Annotated in this window: 18 protein-coding genes; 4 read left to right on the plus strand and 14 right to left on the minus strand. The window is 74.3% G+C overall.

What is annotated here, in order from left to right; translation table 11 throughout:
• The first annotated feature begins 70 nt into the window (after nt 1–70).
• A complete protein-coding gene (exaC, locus tag ACZ4V6_RS11230) occupies nt 71–1,594 on the plus strand; it encodes an acetaldehyde dehydrogenase ExaC (RefSeq protein ID WP_467825160.1) in 1,524 nt (507 codons plus the stop codon).
• Nucleotides 1,595–1,826: 232 nt separating this feature from the next.
• Here exaC and ACZ4V6_RS11235 read toward each other — a convergent pair whose 3' ends face one another.
• From ACZ4V6_RS11235 to ACZ4V6_RS11280, 10 genes are all read right to left on the minus strand, one after another.
• Complete coding sequence (locus tag ACZ4V6_RS11235; protein ID WP_467825163.1) at nt 1,827–3,086, minus strand: kynureninase; 1,260 nt, start codon at nt 3,084–3,086, stop codon at nt 1,827–1,829.
• Nucleotides 3,083–3,931, minus strand: a complete 849-nt coding sequence (locus tag ACZ4V6_RS11240; protein WP_467825166.1) for an alpha/beta hydrolase — start codon at nt 3,929–3,931, stop codon at nt 3,083–3,085. Before ACZ4V6_RS11240 ends, ACZ4V6_RS11235 begins: the two co-directional genes overlap by 4 nt.
• A complete protein-coding gene (locus ACZ4V6_RS11245) occupies nt 3,921–4,769 on the minus strand; it encodes a tryptophan 2,3-dioxygenase (protein ID WP_467825169.1) in 849 nt (282 codons plus the stop codon). Before ACZ4V6_RS11245 ends, ACZ4V6_RS11240 begins: the two co-directional genes overlap by 11 nt.
• 25 nt (nt 4,770–4,794) lie before the next feature.
• Complete coding sequence (locus ACZ4V6_RS11250) at nt 4,795–5,571, minus strand: SDR family oxidoreductase (protein ID WP_467825171.1); 777 nt, start codon at nt 5,569–5,571, stop codon at nt 4,795–4,797.
• Between the two features lie 77 nt (nt 5,572–5,648).
• Nucleotides 5,649–6,782: a 2Fe-2S iron-sulfur cluster-binding protein gene (locus tag ACZ4V6_RS11255; protein WP_467825173.1), complete on the minus strand. Its 1,134-nt coding sequence runs from the start codon at nt 6,780–6,782 to the stop codon at nt 5,649–5,651.
• 8 nt (nt 6,783–6,790) lie between these two features.
• Nucleotides 6,791–7,312: a 1,2-phenylacetyl-CoA epoxidase subunit PaaD gene (paaD, locus tag ACZ4V6_RS11260; protein ID WP_467825625.1), complete on the minus strand. Its 522-nt coding sequence runs from the start codon at nt 7,310–7,312 to the stop codon at nt 6,791–6,793.
• On the minus strand, nt 7,306–8,097 hold the full coding sequence (paaC, locus tag ACZ4V6_RS11265) for a 1,2-phenylacetyl-CoA epoxidase subunit PaaC (protein WP_467825627.1): 792 nt from the start codon (nt 8,095–8,097) through the stop codon (nt 7,306–7,308). Before paaC ends, paaD begins: the two co-directional genes overlap by 7 nt.
• A gap of 10 nt (nt 8,098–8,107) precedes the next feature.
• Entirely contained in the window at nt 8,108–8,419 is a 312-nt protein-coding gene (gene paaB, locus ACZ4V6_RS11270) for a 1,2-phenylacetyl-CoA epoxidase subunit PaaB (RefSeq protein WP_125188764.1), read from the minus strand.
• Nucleotides 8,416–9,441 carry a 1,2-phenylacetyl-CoA epoxidase subunit PaaA gene (gene paaA, locus ACZ4V6_RS11275; protein ID WP_467825175.1) on the minus strand — a complete coding sequence of 342 codons (1,026 nt, stop codon included), beginning with the start codon at nt 9,439–9,441 and terminating at the stop codon, nt 8,416–8,418. Before paaA ends, paaB begins: the two co-directional genes overlap by 4 nt.
• Nucleotides 9,438–9,629, minus strand: a complete 192-nt coding sequence (locus ACZ4V6_RS11280) for a hypothetical protein (protein WP_467825178.1) — start codon at nt 9,627–9,629, stop codon at nt 9,438–9,440. The genes paaA and ACZ4V6_RS11280 overlap by 4 nt, the downstream gene beginning before the upstream one ends.
• 232 nt (nt 9,630–9,861) lie before the next feature.
• Here ACZ4V6_RS11280 and ACZ4V6_RS11285 point away from each other — a divergent pair, with 232 nt between their 5' ends.
• From ACZ4V6_RS11285 to ACZ4V6_RS11295, 3 genes are all read left to right on the plus strand, one after another.
• The gene (locus tag ACZ4V6_RS11285) at nt 9,862–10,110 is read left to right on the plus strand and encodes an acyl carrier protein (RefSeq protein WP_077799511.1); all 249 of its coding nucleotides are present in this window, start codon (nt 9,862–9,864) and stop codon (nt 10,108–10,110) included.
• Complete coding sequence (locus ACZ4V6_RS11290) at nt 10,110–11,594, plus strand: class I adenylate-forming enzyme family protein (protein WP_467825181.1); 1,485 nt, start codon at nt 10,110–10,112, stop codon at nt 11,592–11,594. The genes ACZ4V6_RS11285 and ACZ4V6_RS11290 overlap by 1 nt, the downstream gene beginning before the upstream one ends.
• Before the next feature lie 181 nt (nt 11,595–11,775).
• The gene (locus ACZ4V6_RS11295; protein WP_467825184.1) at nt 11,776–12,405 is read left to right on the plus strand and encodes a 4'-phosphopantetheinyl transferase; all 630 of its coding nucleotides are present in this window, start codon (nt 11,776–11,778) and stop codon (nt 12,403–12,405) included.
• 48 nt (nt 12,406–12,453) lie between these two features.
• On the opposite strand, the gene ACZ4V6_RS11300 is transcribed toward ACZ4V6_RS11295, so the two are convergent.
• The 4 genes from ACZ4V6_RS11300 to ACZ4V6_RS11315 all read right to left on the minus strand — a co-directional run bounded on the left by ACZ4V6_RS11300 (nt 12,454) and on the right by ACZ4V6_RS11315 (nt 26,497).
• A complete protein-coding gene (locus ACZ4V6_RS11300; RefSeq protein ID WP_467825186.1) occupies nt 12,454–12,651 on the minus strand; it encodes an antitoxin in 198 nt (65 codons plus the stop codon).
• 68 nt (nt 12,652–12,719) lie between these two features.
• The gene (gene ccrA / locus ACZ4V6_RS11305) at nt 12,720–13,949 is read right to left on the minus strand and encodes a crotonyl-CoA carboxylase/reductase (RefSeq protein WP_467825189.1); all 1,230 of its coding nucleotides are present in this window, start codon (nt 13,947–13,949) and stop codon (nt 12,720–12,722) included.
• Nucleotides 13,915–17,862 carry a type I polyketide synthase gene (locus ACZ4V6_RS11310; RefSeq protein WP_467825191.1) on the minus strand — a complete coding sequence of 1,316 codons (3,948 nt, stop codon included), beginning with the start codon at nt 17,860–17,862 and terminating at the stop codon, nt 13,915–13,917. The genes ccrA and ACZ4V6_RS11310 overlap by 35 nt, the downstream gene beginning before the upstream one ends.
• On the minus strand, nt 17,855–26,497 hold the full coding sequence (locus ACZ4V6_RS11315; protein ID WP_467825194.1) for an amino acid adenylation domain-containing protein: 8,643 nt from the start codon (nt 26,495–26,497) through the stop codon (nt 17,855–17,857). Before ACZ4V6_RS11315 ends, ACZ4V6_RS11310 begins: the two co-directional genes overlap by 8 nt.
• Between the last annotated feature and the right edge of the window lie 250 nt (nt 26,498–26,747).

Consider the following 26,747-nt stretch of genomic DNA (forward strand, 5'->3'; position numbering starts at 1 on the left):
CCTCGCGCTCCCTAACCTCCCGGAGAGCTGCCCGACGGCGGGCGGCGCACGACGAGGGAGGCAGATCAGGATGACCCGTTACGCGGCGCCCGGCACCGAGGGCGCGATCGTCTCCTACGCATCGCGCTACGACCACTTCATCGGCGGCGAGTACGTACCGCCGGTGCGCGGGCAGTACTTCGAGAACCCGTCCCCGGTGAACGGGCAGCCGTTCACGGAGATCGCGCGCGGTACGGCGGAGGACGTGGAGCGGGCGCTCGACGCGGCGCACGGTGCGGCCCCGGGCTGGGGCCGCACCTCGGTCACCGAGCGTTCCGGCATCCTGCTGAAGATCGCGGACCGCATGGAGGCGAACCTGGAACGCCTGGCGGTCGCCGAGAGCTGGGAGAACGGCAAGCCGGTGCGCGAGACGCTGGCGGCCGACATCCCGCTCGCCATCGACCACTTCCGCTACTTCGCGGGCGCGATCCGCGCCCAGGAGGGCTCGATCGGCGAGGTCGACGACGACACCGTCGCGTACCACTTCCACGAGCCGCTGGGCGTGGTCGCGCAGATCATCCCGTGGAACTTCCCGATCCTGATGGCGACCTGGAAGCTCGCCCCCGCTCTCGCCGCCGGCAACGCGGTGGTCCTGAAGCCCGCCGAGCAGACCCCGGCCTCGATCCACTTCTGGCTGAGCCTGGTCGCGGACCTGCTGCCGCCGGGTGTCGTGAACGTCGTCAACGGCTTCGGGGCGGAGGCGGGCAAGCCGCTCGCGTCGAGCCCGCGGGTGGCGAAGGTGGCGTTCACCGGAGAGACCACCACCGGGCGGTTGATCATGCAGTACGCCTCGGAGAACATCAAACCGGTCACCCTGGAACTCGGCGGCAAGTCGCCGAACATCTTCTTCGACGACGTCTGGGCGCGGGACGACGACTTCCGCGACAAGGCGCTCGAGGGCTTCACCATGTTCGCGCTCAACCAGGGCGAGGTGTGCACGTGTCCGTCGCGGGCGCTGATCCAGCGCGGCCACTACGCCGAGTTCATGGAGGCCGCGGTCGCCCGCACCGAGCTGATCACACCGGGCCACCCGCTGGACACCGGGACGATGATCGGCGCCCAGGCCTCCAACGACCAGCTGGAGAAGATCCTCTCCTACCTGGACATCGGCCGGCAGGAGGGCGCCAAGGTCCTCACCGGCGGCGAACGCATCGAGCACGAGGGCGAGCTGAAGGGCGGCTACTACGTCCAGCCCACGATCTTCGAGGGCCACAACCGCATGCGGATCTTCCAGGAGGAGATCTTCGGCCCGGTCGTGTCGGTCACCTCCTTCGACGACTTCGACGACGCGATCGAAACCGCCAACGACACGCTGTACGGCCTCGGCGCCGGGGTGTGGACCCGCGACATGAACACCGCGTACCGCGCGGGCCGCGCGATCCAGGCGGGGCGCGTGTGGACGAACTGCTACCACGCCTACCCGGCGCACGCCGCGTTCGGCGGCTACAAGCAGTCGGGGATCGGCCGGGAGAACCACCGGATGATGCTGGAGCACTACCAGCAGACGAAGAACATTCTTTGTTCTTACAGCCCTCAGAAACTTGGCTTCTTCTAGAGCCTGAAGTCGGGTTGCCTGGAGGCGATGTCGCCCGTGCTCGCGCCGACGCGTCCGGACACCGACGCCGTCGGCCGTCGCACCTCGTCCACCTGACGTGCCCGTGGCGGGAGCAGCGCCCGCCTGGCGGACGTCGGTCGGCGCCCTGGTCGGTCCGGGCGCCGGTCCGGCACCGGAACCGCTCGTGCGCGGCGACGCCGAGGGTGTTGACCACACGTCCGGTCCGCCCCGTTCAGGTCACCGGGCCCGGGGTGGGCGGTGCCGGATCGTAGTCGGCCTTTTCGGTGAGGTCGTGCAGGCGCGTTGCGGCGGTGAGCATGTCCCGGTGGCTGGTGTAGAGGGCGTTGACGCCGAAGCGGAGCAGGTCGGGCGCGCGCATGTCCGCGATGACCCCGACCTCCGCGAGGGCGACGGCCAGGCCGCGGGCGTGGGCGTGGCGGAGGGTGACCTGACTGCCGCGGCGGCCGGGTTCGGCCGGGGTGACGGGGGTGAAGCCCAGAGGGGTCAGGAGTTCGTCCGCGCAGCGCAGGAAGAAGCCCGTCAGCGACAGGCTCTTGGTACGGAGCCGGGCCAGGTCGACGCCGTCGAAGGCGGTGAGGGCCGCTTCCAGGGCGAGCAGGGAGAGGATCGGCGGAGTGCCGATGCGGGCGCGGGCGATGCCGGGGGCAGGCGTGTAGGAGTCGGTCAGGGCGAAAGGATCGGCGTGGCCGGTCCAGCCCGGCAACGGGGTCTCCAGCGTGGTGTGGTGGCGTCGGGCGACGTAGAGGAAGGCGGGAGCGCCGGGGCCGCCGGAGAGGAACTTGTAGCCGCAGCCGACGGCCAGGTCCACGCCCAGGCCGTCGACGTCCAGGGGCAGGGCGCCGGCGGCGTGGCACAGATCCCACAGCGCCAGGGCCCCGGCGTCGTGCGCGGCCCGGGTCGGCGTCCGCATGTCGTACAGCTCGCCGGTGCGGTAGTCGACGGGCGAGTAGCTGACGACGGCGACCCGTTCGCCCTCGGCGGCGAGGAAGTCCGGAAGGTCCCCCGGACGCACGTGCCGTACCTCCAGGTCGCGGCGGCGGGCGACCGCGTCGGCGAGGTAGCGGTCGGTCGGGAAGTGCCCGGGGTCGGTGACCAGCAGCGGGCGGTCCGGGCGGAGAGCGGCGGCGGCGTCGAGGGCGGTGAACAGCTGCACGCTGGTGGAGTCGCCCACGATCGTCTGCCCCGGCGCCGCCCCGATGAGCCTTCCGACGGCATCGCCGACGCGCAGCGGCGCCTCCCACCAGCCGGCCGCGTTCCAGGAGCCGATGAGGCCGGTCGCCCACTGGCGCCGTACGACGTCGTCCAGGGCCGCCGGCACGGCGGCGGGCAGCGGGCCCAGGGAGTTGCCGTCGAGGTACACGACGTCCGGCGGGAGCAGGAAGCGGGCCCGGAGGCCGGCCAGGGTGTCGTCGGCGTCCAGCCGTGCGGCCTGCTCGTGCAGGGTGGCGGTTGCGGAGGGTGCGGTGGTCATCGGTGTGCGGCCTCCTCGTCCGCGCGGCCGGCGTCCGCCGGGAAGTGGGCGGCCGCCATGTCCCGGAGGGTGTCGGCGACCGCGCGGGCGCCAGGTGCCCCGGGTTCGATGAGGGTGTAGTGGCCCGTGCCGGGCAGGACGACCGTCCTGAGGTCCTGGTGCACGGCCGCGTAATCGCTGAACTGCGTGAGGGGGACCTCCTCGTCCGCGGCGCCGTGCAGGAGCACGGTGGGCACGCCCGTGGCCCCTGTGCCGCGCAGCAGGGTGAGGGGGTCGACCTCGGGCAGGCGGGCCGTGAAGTGCTCCTCGCCGCCCAGGAGTTGCAAGGCGGCGTCATCGCTGAGGCGGTCGCGGCGGGTGGCGGTGAGGTCGGTGATCGGAGCGAGGGCGAGCACACTCGTCGGCAGGGTGCGGGTGTACCAGCGGGAGTCGGGCGGCAGCAGGCCCCGGGCGGCGCACCACAGGGCCAGGTGGCCGCCGGAGCAGTGGCCTGCCAGGACGTGGGGGCGGCCTTCGGGCAGCGTGTCGACGATGCGGGCGATGTCGTCGAAGGTCTCGGGGTAACCGCCCGCACCGCCGGACCGTCTGAAGCCCGGGAGCAGCACATCGAACCCCTGCGTGGACAGCCAGTCCGCGAAGGGGGTCAGGTGCAGCCGGTCGTAGCGCCAGTAGCCGCCGTGCAGGAGAATCACCAGCGGGGCGTCCGGGTCCTCGGACGGCCAGGCGTCGTAGGACTGGTGGGGGTGGTCGCCGTAGCGGCCGTGCACCGGGGCCAGGACCGGCTTCAGGCTCAGGACCCGTCGCTCCTCCTCGGCCGCGAAGGCGGAGATCGGCCTAGACGTCACCGCGCACCTCCCACAGTTCGGGGAAGACCGGCCGGGCCGCGCGCTGTTCGAGCCAGGCGAGCCCGGCGGATCCGGCGCTGCCCGGTTTGGCTCCCATGGCGCGGCGGACCACCAGGACGTGGTCGAACCGCCAGCGGGTGACGAGTTCGGCGATGTCCGTGAGCAGTTCGCCCAGGGCGAGGTGGGGGTGGTGCTGCGGACCGGCGTAGACGTGCCTCCACGCCTCCACCACGCCGGGGTCTGCCTCGTAGGGGCGGATCACGTCCCGTTCGCGGACATGGGCCGGGACCGGCAGGCCCTGGCGGTGGAGGTAGGCGAGCACGTCGTCGTACAGGGACGGTTCGCGGTAGGTCTCGGTGAGCGCCTCGTGGACGGCCGGGTCGCCGCGGTGGGCGCGCAGCAGCCCGGCGGACTTGTCGCCGAGGAGGAACTCCATATGCCGGTACATCGCCGACTGGAAGCCCGAGGCCCGGCCGAACGCGGCCCTGAAGCCGTTGAACTGGGCAGGCGTCAGGGCGGCGATGGGCTGCCAGGCGCCGCTCAGAGCGGTCAGCGCGCGGCGGCTGCGCACCAGCGCGTCCATGGCGGCGGGCAGGTCGTCCTTGGCGAAGGCGACCTTGGCGGTGCGCCACTCGTGCACGATCAGGGTGAACCACAGCTCCATCACCTGGGTGGTGACGAGGAAGCCCATCTCGTCCGGGGCCTCGGTGAGCGGGTGCTGCAACGTGTTGAGGACCGAGGCGTGCACATACGTGTCGTAGGGGCTGGCGCCCTCGAAGGGGCTGGTCAGGGTGGAGTCGGTGGCCGGTGCGTCAAGGGTGGTCGTGCGGTCGTTCATCACATCTCCCAGGAGTGCGTAGGGGTCACACACCGAGGTGGGCGCCGCCGGAGGCGTCGATCCACTGACCGGTCACCCAGCGGGCGTCGTCGCTCGCGACGAAGGAGACGACGTCCGCGATGTCCACCGGGTCGCCGAGCCGGCCGAACGTGGAGGCCTCGGAGTAGCGGCGGCGGATCTCCGGGACGGCGAGGGTGGGGTTGATCTCCGTCTCGGTGTAACCGGGTGCGACGGCGTTGACGGTGATGCCCCGCGGGCCGAGCTCCTGGGCCAGGGAGAGGGTGAGGTGGTCGAGGGCGGCCTTGGTCATGGTGTAGGAGACGATCGCCGGGAAGGCGACGCGGGTCGCGACGGAGGAGATGTTGACGATCCTGCCGCCGTCCCGCAGGCGGTCCAGTCCGCGCTGGATGATGAAGAACGGCGCCTTGGCGTTGATGGCGAAGACGCGGTCGTAGTCGGCCTCCGTCACCTGGGCGATGGGGCGGGGGACGGTGATGCCCGCGTTGTTGACGAGGATGTCCAGGCCCGCCGGGGCGTCCTGCTGCGCCAGGGCGTCGTCGAAGGCGGACCACAGGGTGTCGGCGTCGCCGGGGACGCCGAGTTCGGCGTGGACGGGGAAGGCGCGGCCGCCGTCGGCCTGGATCTCCTTGACGGTCCGCTCGGCTGCCGTCAGGTCGTGGCCGTAGTGGACCGCGACGAGGGCGCCTTCGCGGGCGAGGCGGTGGCCGATGGCTCTGCCGATGCCCCGGCTGCCTCCGGTGACCAGGGCGGTCTTCCCCGTGTGGCGGGCGGTGGCGGTCATCGTGGGTCTCCTTCGCTGAGGGGTGGCGTGACGCTGACGGATCAGGCGTCGAAGCCGAACGTGCTCGGGATGGCCGATCAGGCGTCGAAGTCGAGGGTGATCTCGGGAGTGCGGGCCCTGGCGCGGCAGACGAGCGTGTAGCCGGCGGCGCGGTCGCGTTCGTCCAGGGCGTGCTGGCCGTCCGCCGTCACCTGTCCGGATACGACCTTCGCGCGGCAGCTGCCGCAGACGCCCTCCCGGCAGGCGTAGGGCACGTCGGGGTGGCTGCGCAGCAGTGCGTCGAGCAGGACCGGGTCGTCCGGCAGGACGGTGGCGGCACGGCGGCGCCCGTCGAGCAGGGCCGTGACCCGGTACTCCCCCGCCCTCGGCGCCCGCCCGACCGGCTCCGGCTCCGGCGGCTGCCTGTCCTCGGCGGTGAACAGCTCCCAGCGGACGAGCGAGGGATCCGCGCCGAGGCCTGCCAGCACGTGCCGGGCGGTGGCGACGAGGCCGGGCGGTCCGCACAGGGCGAACGTGGTGTCCGGGCCCGGCCGGGCGTCCACGGCGGCCAGCAGCCGGCGCACTCCGGACGCGTCCAGCCGCCGTGCGAGCGGACCGCCCCCGATCCCCCGGTCCTCCCGCGTCAGCACGTGCAGGACGGTGAAGCGGTCGACGAACTCGTCCTTGACCTGCGCCAGTTCATCGGCCAGCACGGCGTCGGCGGAGGTGCGCACCGAGTGGACCAGACTGACGCGGCAGGTCGGGTCCCGGCGCAGCGCGTGGGTGGCCATCGGGGCCAGGGGGGTGATGCCGGTGCCGCCCGCGAGGAGCACATGATGGGCGCCCGGCAGCCGCGGCAGGGCGAAGGCGCCGGTGGGCGCGGAGAGTTCCAGGCGCGCGCCCGGTACGAGCCGGGTGGTGGCGTACTCGCCGAAGCCGCCCGGGCCGGAGCGTTTTATCACCAGGCGGAGCGCCGAGGGGGCGTGCGGTGGTGGGCAGAGCGAGTAACTGCGGCGCAGTTCGGTGCCGGAGGCCTGCCGGTGCCGGACGACGACGTGCCGGCCGGGGTGGTGGGCGAAGACATCGCGCAGGCCGGCGGGCACGTGCAGGGTGACGGCGACCGTGTCGGCGCTCAGGTGACGGACCTCGCGGACGTCCAGCGGGTGCCAGCCGAAGCGGCGGGGCGGGCCGGCCGGTGCCTCGTCGAGGAGGGCGGGCGGGGCGGTGTCCACGGTGTGCCTCACAACGCGGTCAGGTGGGGGAAGGGCTCGCGGCACGCGGTGCACCACAGCACCGACTGGCAGCGGGCCGGGCCGAAGGCGCTGTGCGGCCGGGTGGCCCTCGAGCCGCAGTGCGGGCACGGCACGGCGCCCAGCGCGACGGGGACCGGGCTGTCGGGCGCCGGGGTCACGGGTGGCGCGATGCCGTGCGCGGCGAGGGCGCTTCGCCCCTCGGGGGTGATGCGGTCCGTCGTCCAGGGGGGCGACAGGACGTGCCGGACGCGGCCGTCCGGGTGGCCGCAGGAGGTCAGGACCTCCCGCACGGCGGCGGTGATCTCGGGCAGCGCGGGGCAGCCGAGGTAGGTGGGCGTGATCTCCACCTCCAGCGCGCCGTCGGCGCCGGGGGCGACACGGCCCACCACGCCGAGGTCGCCGAGGCCGATCACCGGCAGTTCCGGGTCCGGGAGCGCGGCCACCCGCTCGCGCACCTCCTGGGCGGAGCGGCGGGCTGTGACCGGTGCGGGCGTGGGTGCGTTCACCAGGTACCCCCGGGGAACTGCCGCCGCACGGACTGCAGTTCGGCGATCAGTGGCCCGAACTCCTCGGTGTGCAGGCCCGCGCGGCCGCCGGTGGCCGACCAGGTGGGAGCGGGCACGGCGAGGCCCGCCCCGGTGACGACGCCAGTGACCCGCCCGAGCCACGTGTCACGCAGGGGTGCCGGGGAGGGCACGGTGCCGGACGCGGCCAGGCGGCGCAGGAGGTCGTCCTCCTCGAAAAGTTCGCCGGTGTAGGGCCACACCCGCTCCAGGGCGTGTCGCATGCGGCGCGCGCTCTCGGCGGTGCCTCGTCCCAGCGTCTCCGTCCAGCGGTCGGCGTGCAGCCGGTGGAAGGCGACCTCCTTGGCGGCCCGGGCCCCGAACGCGGCGAGCTCGGGGTCGGCGCAGTGCGCGAGGTTCTCGTAGTGGAGGACGGCGTAGTGGGTGTAGGCGAGTTGCCGGGCCACGGTCACGGCGAAGTCGCCGTTGGGCAGCTCGGTCAGCAGGGCGTTGGTGAACTCGCGCTCCGAGCGGGTGTAGGCGAGGTCGTCCTCGGTGCGGCCGGTTCCGTCGAGGCGGCCGGCGCGGGTGAGCAGCGCGCGGGCGTGGCCGATCAGGTCGAGGGCGATGTTGGACAGGGCCAGGTCCTCGTCGACGGTCGGCGCACGGGTGATCCACTGGCACAGCCGCTGTCCGAGGATGAGCGCGTCGTCGCCGAGGCGCGTCGCGTACCGGGCCAGATCGGGGTGGGCGGCGGACGGCGGCACGTCCGGCAGGGTGCCGGGGCGCACTGCCACAACGTCACTCGTCGTGCTCACCTTCGGGGCCTTTCTCGGTCAGCGGCGCGTAGTGCTCGGGGTAGCGGTACGGCTTGTGGCGGGCGCCCGCGAAGTACGGGTCGCGTTCGTCCGGGGAGGCCGTGTGCACGGCGTCGGAGCGGACCACCCACAGCGACAGGGGTTCGCCCCGGCGCGTGTACAGGTCGCGGGCGGCGGCCAGTGCCGCGTCCGGGCCGGCGGCACGCACCGACCCCACGTGCTGGTGCGCCAGGCCCCTGCGGGCGCGCAGGAACACCTCCCAGGACGCCGGCGCGCCCTGTCGTGCCGCGCTCACGCGGCCGCTCCCCGCGGCCCGTCCGTCCTCGCGGCGTACGCGACGGCGGCCTCCCTGACCCAGGCGCCGTCCTCGTGCGCGGCCAGGCGGCTCGCGATGCGCTGTCGCGCCCAGTGGGTGTCGTCGCCCAGGGCCGTGCGGTAGGTGTCCCAGTCGACGGGCGTGAAGTCGTAGTGCCCGCGCTCCTCGTTCCAGCGGATCGCCGGGTCGGGCAGCGTCAGGCCGAGGCGCTCGGCCTGCGGGACGCAGGTGTCGACGAAACGCTGGCGCAGCTCGTCGTTGGTGTGGCGCTTGATGCCCCAGGCCATCGCGCGGCGGGAGACCGCGGCCCCCAGCGCGGCGGTCCGCGCGTCGGCGCCGCCCGCCTCCGTGTCGGGCGGTCCGAACATCAGCGCCACCGCCGGCAGCCACCAGCGGTTCACCGCGTCCTGCGCCATCTCCTTCTGCTCCGGGGTCCCCTCGCACAGGGTGCGCATCAGGTCGTAGCCCTGACGCACGTGGAAGGCCTCCTCCTGGCAGACGCGGCGCATCGCCCGGGCGTAGGGCCCGTAGGACGTACGGCACAGGGGTGCCTGGTTGATGACGGCGGCGCCGTCCGTCAGCCAGGCGATGGCGCCGGTGTCCGCCCAGGTCAGCGCGGGATGGTTGAAGGTGGCCGAGGCGCGCTGCCGACCGTGGTGCAGGGCGTCCAGCAGGTCGGCGCGGTCCACGCCGAGTGTCTCGGCCGCGGAGTACAGGTACAGGCCGTGGCCCGCCTCGTCCTGCACCTTGGCGAGCAGGACCGACTTGCGGTGCAGGGACGGGGCTCGGGTGAGCCAGGCGCCCTCGGGCTGCATGCCGATGATCTCGGAGTGGGCGTGCTGGGCGATCTGGCGGACCAGCATGCGGCGGTAGCCGTCGGGCATCCAGTCGCGCGGTTCGATCGTCTCGCCGTCGGCGATGAGCGCGTCGAAGTGGGCGAGCAGGCCGGCCTCGTCCGCGGTGGCGGAGGCCGTGGTGGTGGCGGTGGTCGACGCGGTCACCGGTCACCGCCCGGACGTGCCGCGACCGTCGCGGCGGTGCCGTGCTCCCGGACATCCGCGGGACGTGCGGCGGCCATCGTCACGCTGCCGTGCTCCCGGTCACCGCCCGGACGTGCGGCGACCGTCGCGGCGGTGCCGTGCTGCGGGCACCTTCGCGGGGACCGGACCCGTACCGGCTGCCTGGGCACGCACATCACTCCTTCGGTTCGGCGACCGCCCGCGCGGGATGCCGGGCGGAGCGGGTTGCTTCGTTGCGATAAGAGGCCGGGCGTGCGGCCCGGCTATCCCCGGCCCGCGGGGTTCGGGTGCGTGACAAAGCTCACGGGGCGGTCCGGGGAGTGCGGCCGGGCGCGGCGGCCTCTTGAGGAGATGACAGTCGTGGACCGCGGCGGCCGGCACGCCGAGGCGAAAGGGGAAACCATGAGCACCATCAGGGAGTTGCTGGTCGAACTCACCGGCACCGTCGAGTACGCCGACCGGATCGGCGACGACGCCGACCTGGCCGCCAGCGGCATCGACTCCGGGGACCTGGTGCGCCTGGTCCTGCTGGTCGAGCAGCGGCTCGGGGTCGAGATCACCGCCGAGGACATGGAGGAGCTGCGCACGATCGGTGACTACGAGCGTTTTGTGGCCGAGCGCGCGGGCGCCGGCGCGAGCGGCGGTGCGTGATGTGGCTGACGCAGCTGCTGGAGCGCAACCGCCAGTGCCGGCCCGGCCGGATCGCGCTGGTGGACGACGAACGCAGCGTCACCTGGGCCGAGCTGCACGACCGTACGCGGCAACTGGCCCACGGCCTCGCGGAGTCGGGTATCGGGCGGGGTGACCGGGTGGCCGTGCTCTCCAAGGACCGGATCGAGGTCCTGGAGAGCTACTTCGCGCTGGCCCGCCTCGGCGCGCTGTTCGTGCCGCTCAATCACAGCCTGGCCGAGCCCGAGGTCGCCGGGATCGTCGAGCGCGTCGGCGCGGTGGCCGTCCTCGGCGAGTCCGAACTGCTCGACCGCCACGCCGAACTGCCGAAGTCGGTGCGTCTTCGGGTCGCCTTCGACAAGCCCGCCTTCGCGGCGCTGGGCACCCTGGCCGAGGAGCGGGAGCTGCCGGAGGTCGCCGACACCGACCCCATCGCCGTACTGCACACCTCGGCGACCACCGGGCAGGCCAAGGGGGTGACGGTCGACAGCGCGTCCTTCCGCGCGATCGCCCTCGGCTGGCTGGTGATGGCCCGCCCTACCGACGACATCGTCATGGTCAACTGCTGCCCGCTGTACCACGGCAGCATGGTCGTTTCCCTCACCTACCTGGCGGCCGGAGCGACGATCGTGCTGATGCCCGGATTCACTCCGCAGCGGGCGCTGTCGGCGGTGGGGCGGCACCGCGCCACGCACATGTGGCTGGTGCCTCAGATGCTGCGCTTCATGCTCCAGGCGAAGGCGTCCGGGCACACCGACCTGTCCTCCCTGCGGGAGGTGCTGTACGGGGCCGCCCCCATGCCGCTCGACGTCTACGCCGACGCGGTCGAACGGCTCGGGTGCGGCTTCCGGCAGGTGTACGGCATGACCGAGGTGGGGGGCCCGTTCGTCACGCTCGGTCCCGACGAGCACCCCGCGCCCGGGGACGTGACCGCCCGCATCCCGTGCGGACGGGTCGTGCCGGGCATGTCCGCCCGCGCTGTCGACGAGGCGGGCCGGGAACTGCCGCCCGGCGAGACCGGCGAGATCGTGGTGCGCGGGCCGGGCGTCATGCAGGGCTACTGGAACGACCCGGAGGCCACCCGCGAGATCACCCGCGACGGCTGGATCAGGACAGGTGACCTCGGCTTCATCGACGACGAGGGCCGCATCAGCCTGGTGGACCGCACCAAGGACGTGATCATCCGCGCGGGTCAGAACGTCTACCCCTCCGAGATCGAGCGCGCCCTGATGACCCACCCGGCGGTCCGGGACGCGGCGGTCGTCGGCATGCCCGACGAGGACTACGGCGAGGTGCCGCTGGCCTACGTGGCCCTGGAGGCGGGCGCGGAGCCGAGCACCGCGGAGTTGCTCGCACACGTGACGGGGCTGCTCGCGCCGTACAAGCGGCCGCGACGGGTGGAGTTCCTCGAACAGGTGCCGCGCAATCCCGCCGGCAAGATCATCAAGAAGCTGCTGCGGGTATGAGGGCGCGCGAGGGCGGACGGCGATGAGTGAACGCCCGACGCGCCCCGGGCCGGCCACGACGCGGACGCCGTGGCCGGCCCGAGCCGGTGCGGAGCTCGTGCCGGCGGTTCGGGGCTGCGGGAGACCCCTGTGGTGGGGCCGGGCTGAAGAGGTGCCGCACCGTGGCAAGCCGTCGCCGTGGGTGCGCGATGACCTGGCCGCGCTGCGTCCGCTCCTTCTCGCCGCCGGACTCGGGCTCGGTGTCGCGGCCGCATCCGAACCGGGTGCGGAACCGGCCGGGCCCGCCGAGGCGGCTGCCGCGGCCTCGATGCCGGAGCAGCGGCGGCGGGAGTTCCTGGCCGGCCGGCGGGCCGCCCGCCGGGCCCTGTGGGCGGTGGGGCTGGACTGCGGTGAGATCCCCCGGTCGGGGCGCCTGCCGGTGTTCCCGCCGGGCCGGGCCGCGTCGATCTCGCACAGTGCGGGGATCGCCGTCGCCGTGACGCGCGGCGCCGACGGGGGATCGCCCCTCGGCTGTGACCTGGAGCTGCGGCCCCTCCCCCGCGCAGCGGCCCGTCTGGTGCTGCGTGCGGATGAGGAGCCGCTGCTCGTGGTCCGGTCGGTGACCGCATTGTTCTCCGCCAAGGAATCTGCGTGGAAGGCCCTCGCCGTGGCGGACGGGGGCCTGCGGGACTTGCGGGCCTCGCCCTGCGGGGACGAACTGCGTGTCTGCCTTCGCGTGGAGCCCGCGCGTGCCGTGCGGGTGCGGGTCGTGCACGTCGGGGCGGCGGGAGTCTTCAGCTACGTGACCGGCTGGGATGCCGTCCCCGGCTGACAGAAGCCGCCCGCCCCCGGGTGCGCCGGGGGCGGGCGGGGCGACGGGTCAGCGCTCCGGCGTCGTGCCGCCGTCCCGGTAGGAACGCCGCACCGCGTCGGCCGCCTTGTCGGTCTGGGCGTCGTACTTGTCGCCCGTGCGCTCGTCGACCATGCGCTCGGCGCCCGAGACGCCCTTGTCCGCCTGGTCGGGGTGGCCCTTGGCCATCTCCTTGGCCTTGTTCATCATGTCGCCCAGCTTGCCCATGGGGGGTACCTCCGAGAGGTGCGCGTGCGTCGTACCCCGCCGCAGGTACCCCTCAGGCCGCGGGCGAATCACCCCAGGTCGCCCACCCGGGCCGCCATGTTGCCCGCCGGGTGCCGGTTGTCGTGGATGAGCTGGTGGGCGAGGCCGATCTCGTCGAAGTCGAAGGTCCGGGACAGGCATGGATCGATGATCCCCTGGTCGATCAGCCGGGTGACCTCACGTGCCTCTCGTGCCGTGGCGACGTGCGAGCCCTGCAGCCGCTTCTGCCGCATCCACAGGAACCGCAGGTCGACGTCGCCGTTGTAGCCGGTGGTGCCGCCGCACAGCACGACCATGCCGCCGTTGTCGCACAGGTACAGGGAGGTGGGGATGGTGTCGGCGCCGGAGTGTTCCAGCACGATGCGCGGGCTGCGGCGCTCGCCCAGCACCTCCCAGAAGGCCCGTCCGAAGGCCCTGGCTCCCGACAGCCAGCGTGCCATCGCCGCTTCGTCGGAGGTGTCCGGGAGCCTCCCCCAGTGGTCGAACCTCCGCCGGTCGATGAAGCCCTCGGCGCCCAGCTTGAGGCAGAACTCGCCCCGTTCCTCGCCGGAGACGACCGCGACGGGGATGCCGCCGACGTGCCGGACGAGCTGGATGGCGATGCAGCCCAGTCCGCCCGCGCCACCCCAGATCAGTACCGGGTCGCCGGGGCGGACCGTGTGCGGCGGCCAGCCGAAGAGCTGGCGGTAGGCGGTGGCGGCGGTCGCCATGTAGCAGGCGGCCTCCGCCCAGGGCAGCCGTGTGGGCTTGGGGTGGCACATGTAGTCGTCGACGACGGCGAACTGGGCGAACGAGCCGTAGTTCTCCTCGTAGCCCCACACCCGCTGGGTGGCGGACCACGTGGGGTCGCCGCCGAGACGGATGTCCTCGGCCTTCTCGTCCCAGCGGTTGGCGAGGACGACGACCTCGTCGCCGAGCTCCACCCCGCGGACGTCCTCGCCGACCGCCCACACGATCCCGGACAGGTCGGAGCCGCCGATGTGGAAGTCCTCGGTGGCGCCCGCCTTCTGCCGTGCGGCGATCACGTCGAGCGGCGAACCGAGCGCCGCCCAGACGTTGTTGTAGTTGATGCCGGCCGCCATCACCTTCACCAGGACCTGGCCGCGCCCCACGGGCGGCACGTCGACCACCTCGGTACGGAAGGCGTCGACGGGCTGTCCGTAGCGCTCACGGCGGATGAGCGAGGCGTACATCTTCTTCGGGGCGGTGCCGATCTCGGGGGCGTCACCGAGTTCGTAGAGGTCCTGGGTCGCTTGCACGCTGGTTCTCCTCGTCGCGGGTTTCACGGGGAAGGGGTGCGCAGGCGCGGTCGTCGAGGGCGCGCAGCGCCTTCGTCACCGCTTCGCCGATGCGGGCGATGGGTTCGGGTTCGGTCATCTCGTAGTGGCCGCAGGACACGCGGTGGTCGTGGAGGGTTCCGTCGACGTGCGGCCGCCAGCTGTCGGCCTTGCCGGGCAGCACCGCCAAATCCGCCGGACGTTCGGTGTGCTGCTCCTCGGCGGCGCTGAAGAACAGCACGTCACCGCGGTAGGTGCCAGGGGTGAACTGGGGCGCGATGCGCAGGTTGTTGCGCATGACGGCGGCGATGGCGGCGGCCTCGGCGCCGGTGACGGGGACGCTCGCCGGGTCGGCCGCGACGCGGGCGTCGATCTGGTCCAGGACCGCCTCCACGGAGGCCTGTGCGTCGACGGGGAGGCCGGCCACCCTGGACAGCAGGGCGGCGACCTGACGTTCTGTGGCGTCGGCGTCGTGTGCCGTGCCGTGCGGCTGGGGCGCGTCGAGCATGGCGAGGAGTTCGACCTGCTCGCCGTCGCGTTGCAGGGCGCAGGCCATGGCGTGGGCGACGAATCCGCCGTAGGACCAGCCCAGCAGCCGGTAGGGGCCGCGGGGTTGCACCCGGCGTACCAGGTCGAGGTAGTGGGCGACCATGGCGGCGGCGTCCGGGGCGGGCGGCCGGGTGCCGTCGAGGCCGGCGGCCTGGATGCCGTAGACGGGCTGATCGCCGCCGAGGTGGGGCAGCAGGCCCGTGTAGCGCCAGGCGACGCCCGCGCCGGGGTGGACGCAGAACAGGGGGGCGGCGCTGCCCTCGGCACGCAGCGGCAGCAGCGGGCCGAGTGCGGAAGAGGTGATCTCCGGGGTCGGCCCGTCCGGCCGGCCGGCCGCGGCGAGGACTCCGGCCACGGTGGGCGCGGCCAGCAGGGTCGCCGCCGGGACGTGGAGGACGCCGGTCTGGCGCAGCCGTCCCGCCAGCAGCACGGCGCGCATCGAGTCGCCACCGAGGTCGAAGAAGTTGTCGTGCACCCCGATGCCGCCGATGCCGAGGGTCTCCTCCCAGAGCCGGGTGACCTCCCGTTCGCGGTCGTCGCGGGGCGGTACGTGTGCGGTCGTCAGCCGGGGCCGGGGGGCGAGACCGGGGCCTGCCGCTGTCGTGGTGTCGTCGGAGGGGGCGGGCTCCGTCCGGGCGCCGGGCGCGTCGATCCAGTGACGGTGGCGCTCGAAGGCGTACGGGGGCAGCGGCACCCGCCGGGGCGCGCCCGGCACCGGGGGCAGCGCGCGGTCCACGCCCGCGCTCCACAGCCGTCCCAGCGCTTCGGCGAGGACGAAACCGTCGGACGCCTCGGCCTTGGCGTGGCGCATGGTGGTCACCGTCACCGGCGTCCGGTCGGTGAGGCGGCCGGCGGCGAGCTTGCTCAGGGTGTCGCCCGGCCCGATCTCCACGAGGACGGGGTGCAGCCGGTCCCACAGGGCGGCGATGCCGTCGGCGAACCGCACGGTGTCGCGGGTGTGGGCGAGCCAGTGCTGGACGGAGGTGGCCTGGGCGTCGGTGACCCAGGTGCCGGTGACGTTGGTGACGTACGGGATGCGCGGCGGGCGCAGGGTGACCTGGCGCAGGTGGGTCTCGTAGGCCGGCAGGACCGGGTCCAGGACGTGCGAGTGGGCCGCGACGGGGATGCGCAGGCGGCGGAAGGGGATGCCGCGCCGGGTGAGTCCGGCCTCGAAGCGGGTGACGGCGCCGAGGTGACCGGCGACCGTGCAGGCGGTGGGGCCGTTGACAGCGGCGAGGGACAGGCCGGCGTCGAGCAGCGGCCGGATCCGTTCGGCCGGAGCGGCGACGCCGACGGTGGCTCCGCCGGCGGAGCTGATGAGCCGGATGCGTTCGGTGACCAGGGGCAGCATGTCGGCGAGGTCGATGACGCCGGCCAGGCAGGCGGCCGTGTACTCGCCGAGCGAGTGGCCGATCAGCGCGTCGGGGCGCACGCCCGACTCCATGAGCGTACGGGCCAGGGCGTACTCGGTGACGACGAGCCCGAGGAAGGCGGAGGTGTCGTCGGGCCGCTGCTCCTCGAAGAGGGCGGTGCGCAGGTCGGCGTCGAGGACGGGCCGCAGGATGCGGGCGCACTCGTCGACGGTGTCGCGGTAGACGGCCTGGTCGCGGTACAGCTCCTTGCCCATGCCCGGGTACTGGGTGCCGCCGCCGGGCAGCAGGAACGCCACGCGGGCCGGGTCGTCGGCGAGCGGAGGGAGGGCCGGGGTCGCGGAGCGCAGTGCGTCCAGGGCCTCCTCGCGGGTGGCCGCCGTGACGGTGAGCCGGTGGCGCAGTGCGGGCCGGTCGGTGCGCAGGGAGTGGGCCACGTCGTCCAGGCGCAGGTCGGGCCGGCGTTCGAGGTGCCGGGCGAGTGCGGTGGCCTGGCCGCGCAGGGCGCCGGCGGTGCGCGCCGACAGCGGCAGCACCAGGCGGCGGCCGTCGTGGGGCGGGCGGGGCGGGGCGGGGGGCGTGCGGGGGGCTTCCTCCAGGACGACGTGGGCGTTGGTGCCGCCGATACCGAAGGCGCTGACGGCCGCCCGGCGGGGGTGGTCGCCCTCGGGCCACTCCTCCAGCGCGGTCGGCACGCGGAAGGGGCTCGCGTCGAAGTCGATGAGCGGGTTGGGCCGGTCGAAGTGCAGGCTCGGCGGGATCTGCCGGTGCTCCAGGGCCAGGACCGCCTTGATGAGTCCGGCGATGCCGGCGGCGGCTCCGAGGTGGCCGATGTTGGTCTTGACCGAGCCGAGCGCGCAGAACCCGGTGCGATCCGTGCTGTGCCGGAAGGCTTCCGTCAGGGCGGACACCTCGATGGGGTCGCCCAGTTTGGTGGCGGTGCCGTGCGCCTCGATCAGGCCGATGGTGGCGGCGTCGACCTCGGCCTGGGCCTGCGCGGCGAGGATGACCTCGGTCTGTCCGGCGGCGCTGGGCGCGCTGAAGCCCACCTTGCGCCGGCCGTCGTTGTTGACGGCGCTGCCGCGGATGACGGCGCGGATGCGGTCGCCGTCGGCGAGGGCGTCCTCGAGCCGCTTGAGCACGACGGCGCCCACACCGTCGCCGGAGGAGGTGCCGGCGGCGTCCGCGGCGAAGGCGCGGCAGTGCCCGTCGGGCGAGAAGGGCCCGTCGGGTACGTGGCGGTAGCCCAGTACTGCGGAGGGGTTGAGGGAGACGGCGGCGGCGAGCGCGGTGTCGCAGCGGTGGTCGAGCAGGTCCTGGCAGGCGGTGTGCACGGCGACCAGCGCGGTGGAGCAGGCGGTCTGCAGGGACACGCTGGGCCCGGTGAGGCCCAGTTCGTAGGAGACGCGGGTGGCGAGCGTGCCGAGGGAGTTGGCGGTGGCGGCGTGGACGAGCGCCACCGAGCCGGGCTGTCCGGCGTAGCGGGGGTGGACGTGGGCGGGGTAGTAGCGGCTGTCGCCGGCCCCCGCGTACACGCCGAACGCCTCCCCCGCACGGTCGCCGCCGAGGCAGCCGGCGTCCTCCAGGGCGTGGTAGGCCGTCTCCAGCAGCAGCCGCTGCTGGGGGTCGACGACGGCGGCCTCGGCGGGGCTGTAGCCGAAGAAGCCGGAGTCGAAGCGGTCGATGCCCTCGACCACCGACGCCATGCGGATCAGGGCCGGGTCGTCGAGGTCGCGCGGGTCGCCGCCGGCGGCGAGGAACTCCTCGTCGGTGACGGGCCGTACGGACTCCCGGCCGGCCGCGAGGTTGTCCCAGAAGGCGTCGAGATCGTCGGCGCCGGGGAAGCGGCCCGCCAGGCCGATGACGGCGACGGCGGGCAGGTCGTCGTCGTGGGGTGCGGTGGTGTTGTGCACGGCCGGTGCCTCGTCCTCTCCCGGTTCGGTGGTGTACGCGGTGCGGTCGGTCCGCTCAGACACGGCCGCGGTCCTTGCCCTGGCGGGCGGAGCGGCGGGCGCGGGCCGCGCGTTGCCGGCGGGCCTGTTCCCTGGCGCGGTCCAGGCCGTCGCCGCTCTCCGGCCGGGAGGCCGCTTCAGCGTCGGCCACCGGGCCCGCACCGGTGGCCGACAGGTGGCGGGCCAGGTCCCGGACCGTGGGGTGCGCGAAGAGGTCGACGACGGACAGCTCGCTGCCGACGGCGCGGTTGACGGCGCTCTGCGCGGTGACCAGGAGCAGCGAGTTGCCGCCCAGGTCGAAGAAGTTGTCGTCCAGGCCCACCCGGTCGCGGTCCAGGACCTCGCGCCACACCTGGGCCAGCCGGCCCTCCAGGCGCCGCAGGTCCTCTTCCGTCCCGGGCTCGTTCGGGCGGGCGCCGGTGCCCGCCGAGCGCAGCGTCCACGCGTCGTCGGACAGGCCGGCCGCCTGGGCGCCGGCTGCCGCGGTGCGGTACAGGGCTGCCAGGTCGGTGCCGTCCTCCAGGCCGACGCGGGCGGCCAGGCGCCGGGTCTGGCGCACGGGTGCCACGACGTGGCTGCCCACCCAGGGGGCGGTGCGGTCGGCGCCGATCAGCAGGTGCGGTTCGTCCAGGGTGCGGGCGAAGTCGAACGAGCGCAGCGCGGCGGGCGGGTCGAGCAGCCGGTAGCCCCGGGCCTCGGTGAGGGCGGTGAGACCGTAGCCGCGGCTCAGGCCGCGGTTGCGCCACATGCTCCAGGCCAGCGACTGCGCGGGCAGGCCGAGGCTGCGGCGGTACTCGGCGAGGGCGTCCAGGTAGGCGTTGGCGGCGGCGTAGGCGGCGTTCATGGCGCCGCCGAAGAAGCCGTTGACCGTGGAGAAGGTGACGAACGAGACGTGCGGGTGGTCGGCGGTGAGCCGGTGCAGCGTCCACGCGCCGCGCACCTTCGCCTCCAGCGCCCGGCGCCAGGTGGTGGTGTCCAGGTCGCCCACGGGGCGTTCCACGAGCGTGCCCGCCAGGTGCAGCACTGACGTCAAGGGCACGCCCCAGGTCCCGGCGGCGGCCTCGACGGCGGCCCGCACCTGGTGTTCGTCGGTGACGTCGGCGCGGGCGTAGCGGACCTCTCCCCGCTCACGCAGCCCCGGCAGGGCGCGGGCCTCGTCCTCGGGGGTGCGGCCGAGGACGAGCAGCCGGGTGCCGGGGGTGCGCAGCAGGTGGGCGGCGATCTCGGCCCCGACACCACCGAGGCCGCCGGTGATCAGGGTGAAGCCACCGTGCGCGGGGGGTTCGGCGCGGGAGGGGGTTTCGGGCAGGGGGGCGAGGCGGCGTACGTAGCGGTGTCCGTCGCGGTGGGCGACGTCCACGCCGCCGTCGGTGTGCGCCGCCTCGGCCGCGAGGACGGTCAACGGGTCCGCGGTGTCGTCGGCGGGCAGGTCGAGGTGGCGGGCCCGCAGTGCGGCGGACTCCTCGGCGAGCGACTTCAGCAGGGCCCCGGCCATGGCGTGCGCCGGTGAGGGCCGGTCACCGGGGCGCACGGCCTGGGCGCCCGCCGAGACGTACACCAGGTCCACGGGACGCTGCGGGCCGGACCGGCCGGCGAGGGCCCGGGCGAACGCCAGCAGCCGCTCCACGCCCGTCGTGTCGTCCGGCGCCACCGGCGGCTCTCCCGTGCCGCGGAGCCCGTCGAGGTACAGGACGGCGTCGACGGGCCGCTCGTCATCCGCCAACTGGCCCAGCAGTGTGGCGTAGTCGGCGGTCTCCAGGGACCGGACCCGGTAGTGGGCGGCGTCCACCCGCTCGTACGCGGCCGCCTCCTCGACCACCGTGCACAGGCCGCCCGCCGAGCGCAGCGCGTCGGCGAGCCGCTTGGCGAGTGCGCCGGCCCGAGGGTCGCCGCCCGCCAGGACGAGGGTGTGCCGGCCCGGCGCCACGGCGGGGGCGCCGGGGCGTTGCGTCCGCTGCCACACCGGGCGCAGGAACCAGTCGGGGACGGTGGCCGCGGTGCCCAGCAGCACCTGGGTGCGGCGCACCTCGTCGTCGAAGTCGCCCGCCTCGAAGCTCTTGCGCAGCTTGGTGCGCTGGATCTTGCCGATCTCCGTCTTGGGGACGGCGTCCCGCGCCACCGGGACGAGGAAGGCCGGGCTGACGCCGATCTCCCGGGTGACCTTGCCGGCGATCTCACGCAGGGCGCGGGCCGGGTCGGCGCCGGCCTCGGGGGTGAGGTGCAGGAACAGGGCGAGTTCGTCGGTGGGCGAGGCGGGGTCGGTGCGTACCGCGACCGCGGCGGTGAAACTCCTTTCCGCGTAAGGGAGTTCCTCTACGCAGGCTTCGATCTCGTGGCTGTAGTGGTTGACGCCGTTGACGATGATGACGTCCTTGGCGCGGCCGGTGATGTAGAGCTCGCCGTCACGCAGGAACGCCAGGTCGCCGGTGTCGAACCAGCCGTCGTCGGTGAACGCCTCCGCGTTCGCGGCCGGATTGTCGTGGTAGCCGCCGGTCACCGAGGTGCCGCGGACCTGGAAGCGGCCCGCCTCGCCCTCGGGCAGGACGGTGCCCTGTTCGTCGACGACCCGCATGGCGAAGCCCGGGTAGGGGCGGCCGCAGCTCACGAACGTGCCCTCGCCCGGGACCGGTTCGGCGGGCAGGACGGCGTCGGTGACCACCGAGCAGGTCTCGGACATGCCCCAGCCGGGGTGCATCACGTCCTGCGGCAGGCCGAAGGGCCTCAGCGCGCGCAGGAAGCCTCGGGCCGCGGACGCGACGACGACCTCGCCTGCGTTCATCACCAGCCGCATCGGCGACAGGTCCCAGTCACGGCCGGTGAAGCGGTGGGACTGTTCGGCCAGGAGCCCGAAGGCGAAGTTGGGCGCCCAGGTGACGGTGACCCCGTGCCGGTCGGCGAGGTCCATCCAGCGCAGCGGGTCCTGCAGGATCCAGGGGGTGGGGGCGTGGATCTGGCGGCAGCCCAGGTACACGTCGCGCAGGTGGAACATGACGACGCCGGTGACGTGGTCGAGCGGGATCCAGTTCAGGGAGACGTCGTCGGCGCCGAGGCCGTTGAGCTGCTCGGTGGCGGCCGAGCGGGTCAGCACGTTGCGGTGGGTGAGCCGTACCGCCTTGGGCAGGCCGGTGCTGCCGGACGTCATCAGCATCAGCATCAGGTCGTCGGGCCGGGCGGGGTACCAGTCGTGGTCCTCGGGCGCGGCGCGCAGGGCGTCGGCCGTGGTGATGCGCGGCCCGGGCCCGTCCTGCCGGGCTGCGACCGCACGCAGCCCGGCCTCGCGCCCGGCGGAGCAGACGATCCAGGGCCGGCCGAGCATCCGCCAGATGCCCTCCAGCTTGGTCAGCGCCGCGGAGGGGGTCTCGTAGGAGGCGGGGACGGTCAGCGGGACGGCGACGAAGCCGCCGAGGACGCAGCCCCACAGCACGGCGAGGAAGTCCTCGGTGACGTCGCACTGGAGGATGACCCGGTCGCCCGGGCGCAGGCCGGCCCGGCGCAGCCCGGCCAGGACGCGGGACGCTTCGGGGATCAGGGATGCGTAGGTGCGCCGGTGCTCGCCGCCGTCGTCGTGGACGTGGACGATGTCGCCCTTCTCGCGTGCGGCGGCGCGGCGCAGGGCCTCGGCCCAGCTCGGCACGGACGGTTCGGTCAGGGCGGGGCCCTCGCTGACGGCGGGGACGGCGCGGGCCGGCTCGGGGCGGGTGGTGGGGGCGGCCTGGGCGGGGCGGTCGGGCAGGCCGGTGTGGCGGCGTTCCAGTTCCTCGGGGGCGTTCTCCACCGCCACGTCGACGGCCGTGACGCCGGGCAGCTCGGCCAGCCGCTGCCGCCAGGTCCTGGCCGCGGTCGTGTCGACGGCGGGCAGGGCCCGCAGTGCCGCGCTGTCGACGCCGCCGTCCTCGGTTCGGGGCAGGGCGTTCACCGCCGTGACACGGACCGTGCCGTTGCCCGCGCGGGCCAGGAGCTCCTCGACGCGTTCGGCGGCGTCGGTCCGCCCGGGCACCACGTACAGGCGGGCCGGGGCGTCGCCGTGGCCGGGCAGTACGTGGGCCTCGCGGATGCCGGGCACGGACCGGGCCGCGTCCGCGAGCCCGGCCGTGTCGATCGCGGCCGGGACGGCGGTGCGCTCGGGAAGCGCGGGCAGCTGCCCGAGGTGGACGGCGGGGTCGGTGCCCACCGTGCGCAGGACGTCGTGCAGGGCGCGGGCGAACGCCTCGGCGGTCCGGGCGTCGTAGAGGTCGGTGGCGTACTCGACTTGCAGGGTCAGGCCGTCGGGGGCGCCCGCGGCATCGTGGCGCTGAAGGACGTCGACGAACAGGTCGAACTTGGCGGTGCCGGTGGCGGTGGGCCGCAACCGGGTGCGGCGGCCGTCGAGTTCGAGGACGGCGGGTGCGTTGTTCTGCAGGGCCAGCATCACCTGGAACAGGGGGTGCCGGCCGGGCGTGCGGGGCGGGTTGAGGTCCTCCACCAGCCGGTCGAAGGGCAGGTCCTGGTGGTCCAGGGCGGCCAGGTCGGCGGTGCGCAGCCGGGCGAGGAGGTCGAGGAAGGCGGGGTCGCCGGAGGTGTCGGCGCGCAGTACGAGGGTGTTGGTGATCAGGCCGATCAGGGGGTCGAGGCCGGGTTCGGTGCGACCGGCGACGGGGGTGCCGAGGACGATGTCCTCGCCGGCGCCGCAGCGGGTGAGCAGGGCGCTGACGGCGGCGTGCAGCACCATGAACAGGCTGGCGCCCTCGCGGTCGGCCAGACGCAGCAGCGCACGGTGCAGGCCGGCGTCGACGGCGACTTCGACGTGCGCGCCCGCGCCCCGCGCGGCGGTGGGCCGGGGCCGGTCGCCGGGCAGGGTGCACTCCTCGGGCAGACCGTCCAGCGCGCCGCGCCAGTGGGTGATGAGCCGCTCCAGGCGGCCGGGGCCGTCCGGACCGGGCGCGAGCAGGGCGCGCTGCCACAGCGCGTAGTCGGCGTACTGCACCGTCAGCGGGGACCACTCCGGTGCCCGGCCCGCCCGGCGGGCGGCGTAGGCGACGGACAGGTCGGCGGCGAAGGGGGCGAGCGACCAGCCGTCGGCGGCGCTGTGGTGCAGTACGAACAGCAGGACCCGGTCGCTGCCGGTGCCCAACAGCCAGGCCGCCAGGGGGCTTTCCGCCGTCAGGTCGAAGGGACGGCGCGAGGCGGCGTGGACGTGGGCGGCGATCTCCGCGGCGGGGCAGTCGACGCGCCGCAGCACCGTGCGCAGCTCTCCGGGCGCCAGGATGCGCTGGAAGGCCGTCCCGTCCTGTTCGGCGATCACCGTGCGCAGGCTCTCGTGCCGGTCGGCCAGGTCCCCGAGCGCGGCCTGGAGCGCCCCGGTGTCCAGGCCTGATCCGACGGGAACCAGGAGCGGGATGTGGTAGGTGGCCGCGCCCTCGTCGAGCCGGTTCAGGAACCACATGCGTTCCTGGGCGAAGGACAGCGGCACCCGCTGCGGGCGAACGGCGGCGCCGAGGACGGGCCGGGGCGGGGCGCCCTGCGTGCCCGCGGCGAGCCGTTCGGCGAGCGCCGCCGGGGTCGGCGCCTCGAACAGGGCGGTGATGGGGATCTCCGCACCGGTCCGCTGCCGCAGCCGGGCCAGCAGCCGGGTGGCGAGCAGGGAGTCGCCGCCCAGGTCGAAGAAGCGGGCGTCCACGCCCACGGACTCGCGTGGCAGGTCCAGCACGTCCTCGAACAGGGCGCACACCAGGCGCTGGTGCGCAGTCGCCGGCCGGGTGCCGGACGCGGCGGCGGTGAAGTCGGGATCGGGCAGAACCTGCACGTCGAGTTTGCCGTTCGCGGTCAGCGGCAGGGCGTCCACGGGGACGCAGGCGGCCGGGACCATGTGCTCGGGCAGGTGCGTGGCCGCGTGGGTGCGCAGGTCGGCGGGGTCCGCAGGGGCGTCACCGGAGGGGACGGTGTAGGCGATGAGGCGCAGGGCGCCGTTGCCGGTGCGGCGGGGCACGACGGCGGCGCGGGCGACGCCCGGGTGGGCGGTGAGGACGGCCTCGATCTCGCCGGGCTCGACGCGGAAGCCGCGCAGCTGTATCTGGGCGTCGGCGCGGCCGATGTAGTCGAGGGTGCCGTCGGGGCGGCGCCGGGCCAGGTCGCCCGAGCGGTACATGCGGGTGCCGGGCGGGCCGTAGGGGTCGTCGAGGAAACGTTCCGCGGTCTGCTCGGGGCGGTTGAGGTAGCCGGGGGCGACGCCGGCGCCGGAGACGTACATCTCCCCTGTCGCGCCGGGCGGTACCGGCCGTCCCTCGGGGTCCAGCAGGTACACCCGCAGGTCGGCGAGCGGCCGGCCGATGACGCTGACGCGGCGCGGGTCGTCCAGGTCGGCTTCGGTGAGGCGGTGGTGGGTGACGTGCACGGTGGTCTCGGTGATGCCGTACATGTTCACCAGCGCCGGTCGGTCGAGGCCGTGCCGGTCGGCCCAGGGGCGCAGCCGTGCCGGGCGCAGGGCCTCCCCGCCGAAGATGACATGGCGCAACGCCCCGCTACCGCGGCCGTGTTCGAGGTCGGCGTCGATGAGCTGCTCGAACGCGGACGGTGTCTGGTTGAGGACGGTCACGCCCTCGCGGTGCAGCAGGTCGAGGAAGTCGCGCGGCGAGCGGCTGACGGCGTAGGGCACGACGACGATCCGGCCACCGTGCAGCAGGGCGCCCCAGATCTCCCACACGGAGAAGTCGAAGGCGTAGGAGTGGAACAGCGTCCACACGTCGTCGGCCCGGAAGTCGAAGTGCTCGGCCGCGGCGGCGAAGAGGCGTACGACGTTGGCGTGCGGCACGGGTACGCCCTTGGGGCGGCCGGTGGAGCCGGAGGTGTGGATGATGTACGCGGTGTCGGACGGGCTGAGCGGGCCGTGCCGTTCGGTGTCGGTCAGGTCGGTGCCGGAGCGGCGGGCGAGATCTGCGGCCACCTGGGGGTCGTCCAGCAGCAGGGTGGGGACGGCGTCCTGGACGAGGTGGGCGTGGGCGTGTTCGGTGACGAGGACGACGGGGGCTGCGTCCTCGACGACCAGCCGCAGCCGCCCGGCCGGCTGACCCGGGTCCAGGGGCAGGTAGGCGGCGCCGGTCTTCAGGACGGCCAGCAGGGCGGGCAGCAGCCGGATGCCGCGCTCAAGGGCGAGCGCCACGACCCGGCCGGGGCCCGCGCCGTGCTCGGTCAGCAGCCGGGCGATCCGGTTCGCCTCGGCGTTGAGACCGGCGTAGGTGAGCCGCTCGTTCCCGTGGCTGACGGCCGTGCGCTCGGGCCCGGCCGCGGCCCACTCCTCGAACAGCTGCGTCAGGGTCCGCCCGACCGGATACGTGTGCGCGGGTGTGTCGCGGGGGTGTTCGCCCGGCAGCAGGATGTCCAGGTCACCCAGCGGCGTCGCCGGGTCGGCCTCGCCCAGCAGGCGCAGCAGCGTGCAGAACCGGTCGCGGTGCAGCGCGAGTTCGTCCTCGCCGTACAGGGCGGGGTTGGCGTCGAGGGCCAGCCACAGTCCGCCGCCGCGCTGTCCGGGACGCACCGAGATCTGCAAGTCGTCGACGGCTCCGCCGGACAGGTGGTGCCAGGTGGTGGGGTGACCGCCGAAGACCGGGGACTCGTCGAACGGGACGATGTTCAGCACCGGCCCGTACAGTCGGCGTCCGGTGCCCAGCAGGCCCAGGTCGCGGCGGAGGAACTCGCCGCGGTAGCGCTGGTGGCGGCGCAGGGCCTGCAGTTCGTCGGCGACGGCCCGGGCGAGTTCCGCGACGCTCGTCGTGGGGGCGGCGGCCACGCGCAGCGGCAGGACGTCCGAGGCGGTACCGGGGGTGCGCAGGGCGGCGCTGCCCAGCCGACTCATCGTGGCCATGCCCAGCACCAGGTCGTGGGCGCCGGTCATCCGGTGCAGGTAGACGACGGTCGCGGCGGTCAGCAGGTCGGTGCGCCGGACACCGAGGCGGGCGGCCGCCGTGTCCAGGGCATCGGTCTCGGCGGGCGTCAGTTCGGCGGTGCGGCGCGGGAAGGGCGCGGTGGGCGGCGCCGTGCGGGCAGTGAGCCGGGCGGGTTCGGGCAGGCCGGCCAGACGCTGCGCCCAGTGGTCACGGTCGCGGGCGAAGCGCTCGGAGGCGAGGTAGGCCGCCTCCTCCTCCTGGAGCCGGCGCACCGGCGCGAAGGCGCACGGCTCCGGTTCGCGGCCCTCGGCCAGCGCGTTGTACGTCTCGGCCAGGCGGCGCCCGAGGAGCTTGTAGCTGTAGCCGTCCAGGAGCAGGTGATGGGCCCTCAGCAGCCACAGGTGCCGGTCCTCGGCGAGGGTGAGCAGGGTGTGCGCGAACAGGGGGCCCTTCTCCGGGTCCACCGGGGTCGCGAGGTCGGCGCGGACGTACTCCCATGCGGTGGCCTCCGGATCGGCGGCGCCGCTGACGTCGGCCCGGTTCAGACTCCAGTCGTCCGCGTCCGGAGCCGGGTGGCAGCGCGGGCCCTCGTCGGTGTCGGCGAACCGCAGGGCGAAGGTGTCGGCCTCGGCCACGACGCGCCGCAACGCGGTCTCGAACAGGGCGCTGTCGAGGGGGCCGTGGATCTCCACGGCCTCCGCGGTGTTGTACGCGGCGCTGTCCGGTGCGAGCCGTCCGGCGTACCAGAGGCCCTCCTGGGCTCCGGACAGCGGTCGACGTGCGTCGTCCTGGAGTGACATAGCGCAAACCTCACGTGGCAAACCGAAGATGTCCCGGACGGCGAGGCCCGGCCGGATCGGACGGGTGCGGCCGCCCCCGTGCCGCCCACGCGCGGCGTACGGCCGCACACCGGGCGCGGCCCACAGGGGGATACAAAGGCCGCACACCGGGGTCAGGGCGATCACGCCGTCTGCCCCGGTCTCACGTCACAGCACGTTGAGGCACCCGCACAGGCCGGGTCAAGGCGAACCGGCCCGCCGGCCGGCGATT

It is taken from the genome of Streptomyces sp. NPDC029152, from assembly GCF_055564355.1.